This window comes from Endozoicomonas sp. 2B-B (assembly GCF_053470045.1).
In genome coordinates this window covers 4,464,709-4,479,317 of record NZ_JBLZMU010000001.1, presented here as the reverse complement: position 1 = coordinate 4,479,317, position 14,609 = coordinate 4,464,709, and the positions used below count along the sequence as shown (strand labels likewise).

At 46.6% G+C, this 14,609-nt stretch carries 8 protein-coding genes; all 8 read left to right on the top strand.

Annotation, left to right across the window (positions count from 1 at the left end; all coding sequences use genetic code 11):
• The first annotated feature begins 244 nt into the window (after positions 1-244).
• The 8 genes from ACOMHB_RS17450 (at position 245) to ACOMHB_RS17415 (ending at position 14,537) form a co-directional block, all read left to right on the top strand.
• Positions 245-2,050, top strand: a complete 1,806-nt coding sequence (locus ACOMHB_RS17450; protein ID WP_448217580.1) for an F-box/WD repeat-containing protein — start codon at positions 245-247, stop codon at positions 2,048-2,050.
• A 178-nt stretch (positions 2,051-2,228) separates the two neighbouring features.
• Positions 2,229-4,031: an F-box/WD repeat-containing protein gene (locus ACOMHB_RS17445; protein WP_448217579.1), complete on the top strand. Its 1,803-nt coding sequence runs from the start codon at positions 2,229-2,231 to the stop codon at positions 4,029-4,031.
• A gap of 178 nt (positions 4,032-4,209) precedes the next feature.
• Positions 4,210-6,012, top strand: coding sequence for an F-box/WD repeat-containing protein (locus ACOMHB_RS17440; protein WP_448217578.1), 1,803 nt, complete (start codon positions 4,210-4,212; stop codon positions 6,010-6,012).
• Positions 6,013-6,396: 384 nt separating this feature from the next.
• Positions 6,397-7,059: an F-box protein gene (locus ACOMHB_RS17435; protein ID WP_448217577.1), complete on the top strand. Its 663-nt coding sequence runs from the start codon at positions 6,397-6,399 to the stop codon at positions 7,057-7,059.
• A gap of 30 nt (positions 7,060-7,089) precedes the next feature.
• Positions 7,090-8,070 carry a WD40 repeat domain-containing protein gene (locus tag ACOMHB_RS17430; RefSeq protein WP_448217576.1) on the top strand — a complete coding sequence of 327 codons (981 nt, stop codon included), beginning with the start codon at positions 7,090-7,092 and terminating at the stop codon, positions 8,068-8,070.
• Between the two features lie 387 nt (positions 8,071-8,457).
• Positions 8,458-10,257, top strand: a complete 1,800-nt coding sequence (locus ACOMHB_RS17425) for an F-box/WD repeat-containing protein (RefSeq protein WP_448217575.1) — start codon at positions 8,458-8,460, stop codon at positions 10,255-10,257.
• 176 nt (positions 10,258-10,433) lie between these two features.
• Positions 10,434-12,233, top strand: a complete 1,800-nt coding sequence (locus tag ACOMHB_RS17420; protein ID WP_448217574.1) for an F-box/WD repeat-containing protein — start codon at positions 10,434-10,436, stop codon at positions 12,231-12,233.
• A 501-nt stretch (positions 12,234-12,734) separates the two neighbouring features.
• Positions 12,735-14,537, top strand: coding sequence for an F-box/WD repeat-containing protein (locus ACOMHB_RS17415; protein WP_448217573.1), 1,803 nt, complete (start codon positions 12,735-12,737; stop codon positions 14,535-14,537).
• Positions 14,538-14,609: the final 72 nt, after the last annotated feature.

Genomic DNA, 14,609 nt, shown 5'->3' with positions numbered 1-14,609 from the left:
TTCAAAGCCGACTCTAAGTACCTAACCAGTTGGTTTCGCCTATTCTGGACGGCGGCTTTTTCCATCCTTCTGCGTTCCAACTCTGGTTGCGTAGCTATGGCTACGCGCCCGTCGTTGCGCCTTGAAGGATGAAAAAATCCACTCGCCAGAATATGCGAAACCAACTGGCCAGGTACTTAACTGACTTCATCAATTTTGAATGTCTTTGCTTATCGGAGAGGTGAAGACTTAAGAGAAACCAGATATGTATTCTGACGTTAATCATTCCGACATAGTCGGTTCACCTTCGCTACCACCTGTGAGCATTTCATTGGAGGAAGAACCATCGGGTGTCAATGCGGGCAGGTCCGTCACTGTGCCTGAAAAAGAAATAGAGAAAACCGCTTTATTGCACGATTTGCCCGAGGAATTAACCCTCAAAATTTTTCGCTTTTTGGAACTTCGGGATATCATCAGTTTGCAACAGGTATCTACACACTTAAACAGGTTTATTAAAAACGAACATGTTCTGGAAAAGACATGGTATCGCCGGTTTTCTTTATCACACCAATATCAATTGAAAAAAAGCCTTCCTTTAGAGAATAAAGAACAGCTCCGAAATTGGCTGCGACCGTTTACGAGAGATCAAGCGTTAGTCGAATCACTCATAAAACACCGAAAGGCCGTTTATTTTCCTGCCCTGTTTCATTTCGCCAAAGCCCGACTGATGTCTCAATACGAAAAGTATAATGTCGATACAGAGGCCGTTATTGCTCATGAAGACAGGGTGAACTCAGCCACCTTCAGCCCCGATGGTAGCCACCTGGTGACGGCCAGTGAGGATGCAACGGCGATAATCTATGGCCAGGGGACTGATGGAATATGGGCAAAAAAAGGCGCCATTTCTCATCAAGGTGGTGTCAGATCTGCCATCTTCAGTGCTGATGGCCGCCATGTCGTGACCGCCAGTTGGGATCACACAGCAAAAATTTATGGTCAAGTCGATGGGACGTGGGAAGAGATGCTCACCATTTCCCATGATAACGATGTTACTTCAATTATCTTCAGTGCTGATGGCTGCCATTTGGTGACCGCCAGTAAGGATAAAACGGCGAAAATCTTTGTGCTGGAAGACGATGGGTCATGGGAAGAAAAACTCACCATTTGCCATGGTGCTTGGGTCCACCTGGCCACCTTCAGCGACGATAGTCGTTATTTGGTGACTGCCAGTTACGACAACACAGCAAAAATCTTCTGCCTGCGGGACGATGGATCATGGGAAGAAAAAGTCACCATCTCTCATAATTATTTGATCAGATCAGCCGCCTTTAGCGCGGATAGTAGCTGTGTGGTGACGGCCTCTATCGATGAAACAGTGAAAATCTATGGTCAAAAGATCGATAGCTCTTGGGAAGAAGAATCCATCATTTCCCATGACCACTGGGTCAACTCAGCTACCTTCAGTGCTGATAGCCGCCATTTGGTTACGGCCAGTAACGATAAAACGGGTAAAATCTGTGTTCAGAGGGACGATGGATCCTGGGGAGAAGTAGCTGCCATTTCCCATAAGGGCAATGTTGACTCAGCCGCCTTCAGCCCCGATGGCCGTCATGTGGTGACAACAAGTAGCGATAAAACGGCGAAAATCTTAAGTAAGAAGGACGACGGATTATGGGAAGAAAAACGCACCATTTCCCATGGTTACGGTATCAGGTCAGCCACCTTCAGCCCCGATGACCGTCATGTGGTGACTGCCGGTAACGATGGCAAGGCGAAAATCTATGGTCTGAAGACTGACGGATCCTGGGTCGAAAAGGTCATTATTTTCCATGAAAATTCAATCAAAACAGCTACTTTCAGTGCTGATGGCCGCCTTGTGCTAACCATCAGTATGGTTGGAACGGCAAAAATTTATGGTCAGGGGGCTAACGGATCATGGTTAGAAAAAGCGGTTGTTACCTATGGAGGAGGTAAGAACGAATCAAACGCCCTTAGTGCCAATAGCCACCATTTGGTTTTGCCCTTTCGCCGTAACGCTTTGAGAATTTATAAGCTATCGATGAGTCATTGATTGTTTGCTGTGATCAATAAACGAACGCCATTGCGCATGTGCTGAAAGGCAGAAATTTCTTTTAGTGGCATCTAACAACATACTGTGAACTTTTATTTCAAAGCCGACTCTAATCGTTTTCATCAATTTTGAATGTCTTTACTAACCGGGAAGTGTGAAAACTTAAGAGAAACCAGATATGTATTATAACGTTAATAATTCCGACATAGCCGGTTCACCTTCGCTACCACCTGTAAGCACTTCACCAGAGAAAGAACCATCGGGTGTCAATGCGGGCAGGTCTGTCACTGTGCCTGAAAAAGAAATAGAGAAAACAGCTTTATTACACGATTTGCCCGAGGAATTAACCCTCAAAATTTTTCGCTTTTTGGAACTTCGGGATATCATCAGTTTGCAACAGGTATCTACACACTTAAACAGGTTTATTAAAAATGAATATGTTCTGGAAAAGACGTGGTATCGCCGGTTTTCTTTATCACACCAATATCAATTGAAAAAAAGCCTTCCTTTAGAGAATAAAGAACTGCTCCGAAATTGGCTGCGACCGTTTACGAGAGATCAAGCGTTAGTCGAATCACTTATAACACACCGAGAGGCTGTTTACTTTCCTGCCCTTTTCCATTTCACCAAAGCCCGACTGATGTCTCAATGCGAAAAGTATAATGTCGATACAGAGGCCGTCATTGCTCATAAAGACAGCGTGAATTCAGCCACCTTCAGCGCCGATGGTAGCCAACTGGTGACGGCCAGTAACGATGCAACGGCGAAAATCTATGGTCAGAGGGCCAATGGATCATGGGCAAAAAAAGGCGCCATTTATCATCAAGACGGTGTCGGATTTGCCATCTTCAGTGCCGATGGCCGCCATGTGATAACCGTCAGTTGGGATTGTGCGGCAAAAATCCATAGTCAAATCGATGGGACATGGACAGAGAAACTTAGCATTTTCCATGATGGCAGTTTCTCCTCAGTCACCTTCAGTGCCGATGGCCGTCATTTGGTGACCGTCAGTGAGGATAACACGGCGAAAATCTGTGTTCAGGGAGACGATTGGGCATGGGAAGAAAGACTCACCATTTCCCATGATACCTGGGTCCACTTTGTCGCCTTCAGCGCCGATAGTCGTCATTTGGTGATCGCCAGTCACGATAACACAGCAGGAATCTATGGTCAGGAAGCTGATGGATCATGGGTAAAAAAAATCACCATTTCCCATGACCGACTGATCCAATCAGCCACCTTCAGCGTCGATAGTCACCGTTTGGTGACAGCCTCTGACGATGGCAAAGCGAAAATCCATGGTCAAAAGGACGATGGCTTATGGGAAGAAGAAACCATCATTTCCCATGATTGCCTTGTCAACTCAGCTAACTTCAGTGCCGATGACCGCCATTTGGTTATGGCCTGTGTGGATAACACGGCGAAAATCTTTGGTCTGAAGGACGATGGATCATGGGGAGAAGAAGCCATCATTTCCCATAATCGCTATGTCAACTCAGCCGCTTTTAGCCCCAATGGCAGCCATGTGGTGACGACAAGTTTCGATAACACGGCGAAAATCTTTAGTAAGAAGGATGACGAATCATGGGAAGAAAAACGCACTATTTCCCATGATCACTACGTCCGCTCAGCCACCTTCAGCCCCGATAGCCGCCATTTGGTGACGGCCAGTAACGATGGCATGGCGAGAATCTATGGTCTGAAGACTGACGGATCCTGGGGCGAAAAGGCCATTATTTCCCATCTGGGTGTTGTCATTTCAGCCACCTTTAGCGCCGATGGCCGCCTTGTGGTGACCACCAGTACAGATGAAACGGCAAAAATTTATGGCCAGATGACCGATGGATTATGGGTAGAAAAAGCCGTTGTTGCCCATAGAGGTTTGGCCCAATCAACTGTCCTCAGTGCCAATGGCCATCATTTGGTTTCGCCCTTTCGCCATAATAAATTGAGAATTTATAAGCTATCGATGAATCATTGATTGTTTGCTGTGATCTATAAAAGGGGTGCCATTGCGCATGTGCTGAAAGGCAGAAATTTCTTTAGTGGCAAATAGCAACCTATTATGAACATTTATTTCAAAGCCGACTCTAATCGTTTTCATCAATTTTGAATGTCTTTACTAACCGGGAAGTGTGAAAACTTAAGAGAAACCAGATATGTATTATAACGTTAATAATTCCGACATAGCCGGTTCTCCTTCGCTACCACCTGTAAGCACTTCACCAGGGAAAGAACCATCGGGTGTCAGTGCGGGCAGGTCCGTCGCTGTGACTGAAAAAGAAATAGAGAAAACCCCTTTATTACACGATTTGCCCGAGGAATTAACCCTAAAAATTTTTCGCTTTTTGGAGCTTCGCGATATCATCAGTTTGCAACAGGTCTCTGCACACTTAAACAGGTTTATTAAAAACGAATATGTTCTGGAAAAGACATGGTATCGCCGGTTTTCTTTACCTCACCAATATCAATTGAAGAAAAGCCTTCCTGTAGAGGATAAAGAACAGCTCCAAAATTGGCTGCGACCGTTTACGAAGGATCAAGCGTTAGTCGAATCACTCATAAAACACCGAAAGGCCGTTTATTTTCCTGCTCTCTTTCATTTCGCCAAAGCCCGACTGATGTCTCAATACGAAAGGTACAATGTCGATGCAGAAGCCGTTATTGTTCATCAAGACAAGGTGAACACAGCCACCTTCAGCGCTGATGGTAGCCACCTGGTGACGGCCAGTGACGATGCAACGGCGATAATCTACGGCCAGAAGGCCAATGGATCATGGGAAGAAGAAACCATCATTTCCCATAACCGCGATATCGTATCAGCCCTCTTTAGTGCCGATGGCCGCCATGTGGTGACCGAAAGTGTCATTGGAGCGGCAAAAATCTATGGTCAGGTCGAGGGATCATGGGCAGAGAAACTGAGCATTTTCCATGATGGCAGTTTCTCCTCAGTCACCTTCAGTGCCGATGACCGCCATCTGGTGACCGCCAGTTCGGATAACACGGCGAAAATCTGTGCTCAGGGAGACGATGGGTCATGGGAAGAAAAACTCACCATTTCCCATGATGGCTGGGTCGAATTTGCCGTCTTCAGTGCCGATAGTCGTCATTTGGTGACCGCCAGCGACGATAAGACAGCAAGAATCTATGGTCAGGAAGTTGACGGATTATGGGTAAAAAAAATCACCATTTTCCATGACCGACTGATCGAATCAGTCACCTTCAGCGCTGATGGCCGCCGTGTGGTGACGACCTCTACCGATGGCACAGCGAAAATCTATGGTCAAAAGAACGATGGCTCATGGGAAGAAGAAATCATCATTTCCCATGATGACAGGGTCAACTCAGCTACCTTTGGTGCTGATAGCCGCCATTTGGTAACGGCCAGTGAGGATAACACGGCGAAAATCTATGGTCTGAAGGACGATGGATCATGGCGAGAAGAAGCCATCATTTCCCATAATCGCAATGTCGACTCAGCCGCCTTCAGCCCCAATGGCCACCATGTGGTGACGACAAGTTATGATGACACAGCGAAAATCTATGGTAAGAAGGACGACGGATCATGGGAAGAAAAGCGCACCATTTACCACGGTCACGGTGTCATCTCAGCCACCTTCAGCCCCGATGACCGACACCTGGTGACCGCCGGTTTTGATGGCAAAGCGAAAATCTATGGTCTGAAGGCTGACGGATCCTGGGTCGAGAAGGTCATCATTTCCCATGAGGCTTCACTCAAAACAGCCATCTTCAGTGCCGATGGTCGCCTGGTGGTGACCACCAGTAAAGATGGAACGGCAAAAATTTATGGCCAGATGACCAATGGATTATGGGTAGAAAAAGCCACTGTTACCCATGGAGGTACGGCTGAATCAACTGCCCTCAGCGCCAATGGCCACCATCTGGTTTCGCCTTTTCCCGATAATATTTTGACGATTTATAAGCTGTCGATGAAGGATTGATTGTTTGCTGTGATCAATAAAGGGAGGCCATTGCGGGTGTGCTGAAAGGCAGAAATTTCTTTAGTGGCAATTAACAACCTATTATGAACTTTTATTTCAAAGCTGACTCTAAGTACTCAACCATACGAAATCATATTTTCTGACTTATTGTTCAGGCACTCGCGGCAACTGCTCCTGCGTTGCTCTAGCTCCTGCATCCATGCAGTCGTGATGCGTTGCAACTCTGGTCACATAGCTTGCTATGTTCCCGTCGTTGCGCCTTGCAGAGCACCTGCCCAATAAGCCAGAAATATTCGATTCCGTATGGTTGAGTACTTAACAGACTTCATTCATTTTGAATGTCTTTGCCCATCGGGGGAGGTGAAGACTTAAGAGAAACCAGATATGTATTCTGACGTTAATCATTCCGACATAGCCGGTTCACCTTCGCTACCAGCTGTAAGCACTTCATTGGCGCAAGAACCATCGGCTGTCGGTGCGGGCAGGTCCGTCGCTGTTGTTGACAAAGAAATAGAGAAAACAGTTTTATTACACGATTTGCCCGAGGAATTAACCCTCAAAATTTTTCGCTTTTTGGAACTTCGGGATATTGTCAGTTTGCAACAGGTATCTACTCACTTAAACAGGTTTATTAAAAACGAACATGTTCTGGAAAGGACATGGTATGGCCGGTTTTCTTTATCACATCAATATCAATTGAAAAAAAGCCTTCCTGTAGAGGATAAAGAACATCTCCGAAATTGGCTGCGACCGTTTACGAGAGATCAGGCGTTAGTTGAATCACTCATAACACACCGAGAGGCCGTTTATTTTCCTGCCCTTTTCCATTTCGCCAAAGCCCGACTGATGTCTCAATACGAAACGTATAATGTCGATATAGAGGCCGTTATTGCTCACGACGATAAGGTGAACTCAGCCACCTTCAGCGTCGATGGTAGGCACTTGGTGACGGCCAGTGACGACGCAACGGCGATAATCTATGGCCAGAGGACTGATGGAACATGGGAAAAAAAAGGCGTCATTTCCCATGACGATGTTGTCAAATGAGCCCTCTTTAGCGTTGATGGCCGCCAACTGGTGACCGCCAGTAAGGATAACACGGCGAAAATCTGTGTTCAGGGAGACGATGGGTCATGGGAAGAAAAACTCACCATTGTCCATGATGCCTGGGTCCACTTTGCCGCCTTCAGCGCCGATGCCAGCCATTTGGTGACCGCCAGTTTCAATAACACAGCAAGAATCTATGGTCAGGAAGTCGATGGATCATGGGTAAAAAAAATCACCATTTTTCATCACCAACGGATCAACTCAGTCACCTTCAGTGCCAATAGTCGCCGTGTGGTGACAGCCTCCAACGATGGCACAGTGAAAATCTATGGTCAAAAGACCGATGGTTCATGGGAAGAGGAAACCGTCATTTCTCATGATCATAAGGTCAACTCAGCTGCCTTTAGTGCCGATGGCCGCCATTTGGTAACGGCCAGTGAAGATAACACAGCGAAAATCTACGGTCTGAAGGACGATGGATCATGGGGAGAAGAAGCTGTCATTTCCCATGGGAGCTATATCAGCTCAGCTGCCTTAAGCCCCAATGGCAGCCATGTGGTGACGACAAGTTACGATTACACGGCGAAAATCAACAGTAAGAAAGACGACGGATCATGGGAAGAAAAACGGACTATTTCCCATAATGACTACGTCAGCTCAGCCACCTTCAGCCCCGATAGCCGCCATTTGGTGACGGCCAGTGACGATGGCATGGCGAAAATCTATGGTCTGAAGACTGACGGATCCTGGGTCGAAAAGACCATTATTTCCCATCTGGGTGTTGTCACATCAGCCATTTTTAGCGCCGATGGCCAGCTTTTGATGACCGCCAGTTGGGATCGTACGGCAAAAATTTATGGTCAGGATATTAATGGATTATGGGTAGAAAAAGCCGTTGTTGCCCATAGAAGTTTGGCCAAATCAACCGCCCTCAGTGGCAATGGCCACCATTTGGTTTTGCCCTCTCTCCATAACATTTTGATGATTTATAAGCTATCGATGAAGAATTGATTGTTTGCTGTGATCAATAAAAGGGACGCCATTGCGCATGTGCTGAAAGGCAGAAATTTCTTTGGTGATGCTCAACAGCCTATTATGAACTTTTGTTTCAAAGCCGACTCTAAGTACTCAACCATACGGAATCATATTTTCTGACTTATTGTTCAGGCACTCGCGGCAACTGCTCCTGCGTTGCTCTAGCTCCTGCATCCATGCAGTCGTGATGCGTTGCAACTCTGGTCACATAGCTTGCTATGTTCCCGTCGTTGCGCCTTGCAGAGCACCTGCCCAATAAGCCAGAAATATTCGATTCCGTATGGCTGAGTACTTAACAGACTTCATCAATTTTGAATGTCTTTGCTCATCGGGGGGGGGGGGAAGACTTAAGAGAAACCAGATATGTATTCTGACATCAATCATTCCGACATAGCCGGTTCACCTTCGCTACCAGCTGTAAGCACTTCATTGGCGCAAGAACCATCGGCTGTCGGTGCGGGCAGGTCCGTCGCTGTTGTTGACAAAGAAATAGAGAAAACAGTTTTATTACACGATTTGCCCGAGGAATTAACCCTCAAAATTTTTCGCTTTTTGGAACTTCGGGATATTGTCAGTTTGCAACAGGTATCTACTCACTTAAACAGGTTTATTAAAAACGAACATGTTCTGGAAAGGACATGGTATGGCCGGTTTTCTTTATCACATCAATATCAATTGAAAAAAAGCCTTCCTGTAGAGGATAAAGAACATCTCCGAAATTGGCTGCGACCGTTTACGAGAGATCAGGCGTTAGTTGAATCACTCATAACACACCGAGAGGCCGTTTATTTTCCTGCCCTTTTCCATTTCGCCAAAGCCCGACTGATGTCTCAATACGAAAAGTATAATGTCGATACAGAAGCCGTTATTGCTCATAATGACTGGGTGAAATCAGCCACCTTCAGCACAGATGGTAGCCACCTGGTGACGGCCAGTAGCGATGCAACTGCGCTTATCTATGGCCAGAGTGCCAATGGATCATGGGAAAAAAAAGGCATCATTTTCCATCAAGAGGGCGTCAGATCTTCCATCTTCAGCCCCGATGGTCGCCATGTGATGACCCTCAGTCGAGACTGTACGGCAAAAATCTATGGTCAAGTCGATGGGACCTGGGTGGAGAAACTCACTATTTCCCATGATCATTGGCTCAACTCAGCCACCTTCAGCGCCGATAGCAGCCACCTGGTGACCGCCAGCAATGATGAATCGGCGAAAATCTGCGTTCAGGGAGACGATGGCACATGGGAAGAAAAGCTTACCATTTCCCATGATGATAGGGTCAAATTTTCTGCCTTTAGCGACGATGGCCGTCATTTGGTGACCGCCAGTCACGATAACACGGCAAGAATCTATGGTAAGGAAGTCGATGGATCATGGGTAAAAAAAATCACCATTTTTCATGACCAACGGATCAACTCAATCACCTTCAGTGCCGAAAGTCGCCGTGTGGTGACAGCCTCTGAGGATGGCACAGTGAAAATCTATGGTCAAAAGACCGATGGCTCATGGGAAGAAGAAACCATCATTTCCCATGATGACTGTGTCAATTCAGCCACCTTTAGTACCGATGGCCGCCATGTGGTGACGGCCAGTAAAGATGACACAGCGAAAATCTTTGGTCTGAAGGACGATGGGTCATGGGGAGAAGAAGCGATCATATCTCACAATTCCTATGTCAACTTGGCCGCCTTCAGCCCCAATGACCGCTATGTAGTGACGGCAAGTTACACTAGAGCGAAAATCTGTATTAAGAAGGACGACGGGACATGGGAAGAAAAACGCACTATTTCCCACCGTAACTATATACGCTCAGCCACCTTCAGCCCCGATAGCCGCCATTTGGTGACGGCCAGTGACGATCGCATGGCAAAAATCTATGGTCTGAAGACTGACGGATCCTGGGTAGAAAAGACCATCATTTCCCATCTGGGTATTGTCATATCAGCCACCTTTAGTGCCGATGGCCGCCTTGTGGTGACCACCAGTACAGACAGAACGGTAAAAATTTATGGTCAGGATATTAATGGATTGTGGGTAGAAAAAGCCGTTGTTGACCAAATAGGGTTGCCCAATTTAACTGCCCTCAGCGCCAATGGTCACCATCTGGTTTTGCCCTTTTCCCATAACGTTTTGACGATTTATAAGCTATCGATGAAGCATTGATTGTTTGCTGTGATCAATAAAAGGGACACCATTGAGTATGTGCTGAAAGGCAGAAATTTCTTTAGTGGTTCTTAACAACCTATTATGAACTTTTATTTCAAAGCCGACTCTAACTGACTTCATCAAAATTGAAATTCCTTGCTAATCGGTGGGAATAATCAACCAAGAGAAACCAGATGTATTCTGATGTTAATTATTCCGACATAGCAGGTTCCCCTTCGATACCAGCTGTAAGCACTTCATTGGCGAAAGAACCGTCGGGAGTCAGTGCGGGCAGGTTCCTTGCTGTGCCTGAAAAAGAAATAGAGAAAACAGCTTTATTACACGATTTGCCTGAGGAAATAACCCTCAAAATTTTTCGTTTTCTGGAGCTTCGGGATATTGTCAGTTTGCAGCGGGTATCTACTTACTTAAACAGGTTTATTAAAAACGAACATGTTCTGGAAAGGACATGGTATCGCCGGTTTTCTTTACCACACCAGTATCAATTGAAAAAAAGCCTTCCTGTTGAGGATAAGGAACATCTTCGAAATTGGCTGCGACCGTTTACGACAGATCAAGCGTTAGTTGAATCACTCATAAAGCACCGAAAGGCCGTTTATTTTCCTGCCCTTTTCCATTTCGCCAAAGCCCGACTGATGTCTCAATACGAAAAGTATAATGTCGATACAGAGGCCGTTATTGCTCATAGTGACCAGGTGAAACCAGCCACCTTCAGCCCCGATGGCAGCCACCTGGTGGCGGCCAGTGAGGACGCAACTGCGCTTATCTATGGCCAGAGTGCCAATGGATCATGGGAAAAAAAAGGCATCATTCCCCATCAAAGGGGTGTCAGATCTGCCATCTTCAGCCCCGATGGTCGCCATGTGATGACCTTCAGTTGGGATTCTACGGCAAAAATCTATGGTCAAGTCGATGGGACTTGGGTGGAGAAACTCACTATTTCCCATGATGATTGGATCAACTCAGCCACCTTCAGCGCCGATAGCAGCTACCTGGTGACGGCCAGTGACGATGCAACGGCGAAAATCTGTGTTCAGGGAGACAATGGGTCATGGGAAGAAAAACTTACCACTTACCATGATGATTGGGTCAACTTTGCTGCCCTCAGCGTCGATGGTCGCCATTTGGTGACCGCCAGTGACGATAACACGGCCAGAATTTATGGTCAGGAAGTTGGTGGATTGTGGGTAAAAAAAATCACCATTTCCTATGACCGGGAGATCAACTCAGTCACCTTCAGCGCCGATGGTCGCCGGGTGGTCACCGCCAGTGATGATGGCACAGCGAAAATCTATGGTCAAAAGACCGATGGCTCATGGGAAGAAGAAACCATCATTTCCCATGATGACTGTGTCAACTCAGCCACCTTTAGTGCCGATGGCCGCCGTGTGGTGACGGCCAGTAAAGATAACACTGCGAAAATCTGTGGTCTGAAGGACGATGGGTCATGGGGAGAAGAAGCCATCATATCTCTTAATTGTTATGTCAACTTAGCCGCTTTCAGCCCCAATGACCGCCATGTAGTTACGGCAAGTTTCACCAGAGCGAAAATCCATAGTAAGACGGACGACGGATCATGGGAGGAAAAACGCACTATTTACCATCGTGACTCTATCTGCTCAGCCACCTTCAGCCCCGATAGCCGCCACTTGGTGACGGCCAGTGACGATCGCATGGCGAAAATCTATGGTCTGAAGACTGACGGATCCTGGGTTGAAAAAACCATCATTTCCCATCTGGATATTGTCTTGTCGGCCACCTTCAGCGCCGATGGTCGCCTTGTGGTGACCAGCAGTACAGATAGAACGGCAAACATTTATGGTCAGGATATTAACGGATTATGGGTAAAAAAAGCCTTTGTTGAGCAGACATGTTTTCCCACATCAACTGCCCTCAGTGCCAATGGCCATCATTTGGTTTCGCGCTTTCGCCATGACAAATATAGAATTTATAAGCTATCGATGAATCATTGATTGTTTGCTGTGGTCAATAAAAGGAACACCATTGCGCATGTGCTGAAAGGCAGAAATTTCTTTGCTGGCATTCAATAACATAGTATGAACTTTTATTTCAAATCCGGGTCAAACTCACTTTATCAATATTGAATATCTTTGCTCATCAGAGGGTGTCGCAAAAGCCCAACAACTCGTTTCCACGCTCTGCGAGGGTGTCGCAAAACTTCAACAGCTCGTTCTCACGCTCTGAAGTCGTCATTCCCGCGAAGGCGGGAATCCAGCGCCAACGGTGGATCTCTGCCTTCTCGGGGATGACAAGGCCAGGGGGACACCGGGCAGTAGGGTTCTGGTGGAGAGTCAGTGTGGATTCCCGCCTTCGCGGGAATGACTAGAATGAAGCCGGCAATGACGGGAGTCAGCGCGTTCCCACGCTGGGACCCACAGGGCCTGAAAGCATGGGAACCAGAGTTTTGCGACAGCCTCATCAGGGGGAGGGTGAAAACTTAGGAGAAACCAGATATGCATTCTGACCTTAATAATTCCGACATAGCCGGTTCGCCTTCACTTCCACCTGTGAGCACTTCATTGGGAGAAGAATCATCAGGTGTCAGTGCAGGCAGGTCCGTCACTGTGCCTGACAAAGAAATAAAAAAAACAACTTCATTGCCCGATTTGCCCGAAGAAATAATTATCAAAATTGCGCGTTTGCTGAAATTTCGGGATATCGTCAGTTTACAACAGGTATCTACTCACACATACACTGCCATTAAAAACGATCCTGTACTGGAAAAGGCATGGTTTCGCCGGTTTTCTTCACTGCACCAATATCAACTAAAGAAAATTCTACCTGTAGAGGATAAAGAACAGCTCCGTAGTTGGCTGCGACCGTTTACGAAGGATGAAACGTTAGTCGAATCAATATTAGAACACCGAAGTTATGATTATTTTCCTGCACTGTTTTATTTCACCAAAGCTCGAGTGATGTCTCAATGCAAGACGTTTAATGTAGATACAAAAGTGATCCTTAACCATTCTGGTTTTTGGGGTGGTGTGTTCTCAGCCACCTTCAGCGCCGATGGCAGCCACCTGATAACGAGGTGCGCAGACGGAAAGGCCAGAATTTACCATAACAATGGATCATGGGATAGAAAAGCCATTATTCCCCATAGAGATGAGATCGTGTCAGCCATCTTCAGCGCTGATGGTCGCTACGCAATGACCGTCAGTTTCGATAAAACGGCAAAAATCTATGGTCAGGTCGATGGGTCATGGGAAGAGAAACTCACTATTTCCCATGATGACTGGCTCAGCTCAGCCACCTTCAGCGCCGAAAGTAGCCATGTTTTGACCGCCAGTAGGGATCAAACGGTGAAAATATGTGTTCAGGGAGATGATGGGGCATGGGAAGAAAAATTTACTATTTCCCATAATGATTGGCTCGACTTAGCCAACTTCAGCCCCGATAGTAGCCATCTGGTGACCACCAGTTACGATTACACGGCAAAAATTTATGGTCGGGGAGTCCATGGATCATGGGAAGAAAAATTCACCATTTTCCATGGCCTGTGGATCAACACAGTCAACTTCAGTGCCGATGGCCGTCATCTGGTGACTGCCAGTGACGATGGCACAGCGATAATTTATGGTCAAAAGGCTGATGGCTCATGGGAAGAAGAAACCATCATTTCCCATGATCACAGGGTCAAGTCAGCCATATTCAGTGACGATGGCCACCATGTGATGACCGCAAGTAAGGATCATACGGCAAAAATCTATGGACAGAAGAGCGACGGCTCATGGGAAGAAAAGTGCACTATTAACCATGGTCGCCATATCCTCTCAGCTAACTTTAGCCCCGATGGCCGCCATGTTTTGACCGCAAGCAAAGATCATACGGCAAAAATCTATGGCCAGAAGAGTGATGGTTCATGGGAAGAAAAGTGCACTATTAACCATGGTCGCCGTGTCCTCTCAGCCAACTTCAGCCCCGATGGCTGCCATCTGGTGACGGCCAGTAAAGATGGTACAGCGAAAATCTATGGTCTGAAGACTGACGGATCCTGGGTCGAAAAGGCCATTATTTCCCATGAAGCTTCACTCAAAACAGCCACCTTTACTGTCGATGGCTGCCTTGTGATTACCACCAGTATGGATGGAACGGCAAAAATTTATGGTCAGTGGGCTAATGGGTCATGGATAGAAAAAGCCGTTGTTACCCATAGAGGTATGGCCGAAACTGTCCTCAGTGCCGATGGCTACCATTTGATTTCACCTTTTCGCTTTGACAATTTGAGAATTTATAAACTATCGATGAAGAACTGATTGTTTGCTGAGATCAATAAAGGGACACCATTCTGAATGTACTGAAAGGCAGAAGTTTTTTTTAGTAGCACT

What these genes read in the sequence shown, in the direction of transcription:
- ACOMHB_RS17420 (WP_448217574.1), top strand. Translation starts at nt 10,434, where the DNA reads ATGTATTCTGATGTTAATTATTCCGACATAGCAGGTTCCCCTTCGATA.
- ACOMHB_RS17425 (WP_448217575.1), top strand. Translation starts at nt 8,458, where the DNA reads ATGTATTCTGACATCAATCATTCCGACATAGCCGGTTCACCTTCGCTA.
- ACOMHB_RS17435 (WP_448217577.1), top strand. Translation starts at nt 6,397, where the DNA reads ATGTATTCTGACGTTAATCATTCCGACATAGCCGGTTCACCTTCGCTA.
- ACOMHB_RS17415 (WP_448217573.1), top strand. Translation starts at nt 12,735, where the DNA reads ATGCATTCTGACCTTAATAATTCCGACATAGCCGGTTCGCCTTCACTT.
- ACOMHB_RS17445 (WP_448217579.1), top strand. Translation starts at nt 2,229, where the DNA reads ATGTATTATAACGTTAATAATTCCGACATAGCCGGTTCACCTTCGCTA.
- ACOMHB_RS17450 (WP_448217580.1), top strand. Translation starts at nt 245, where the DNA reads ATGTATTCTGACGTTAATCATTCCGACATAGTCGGTTCACCTTCGCTA.
- ACOMHB_RS17440 (WP_448217578.1), top strand. Translation starts at nt 4,210, where the DNA reads ATGTATTATAACGTTAATAATTCCGACATAGCCGGTTCTCCTTCGCTA.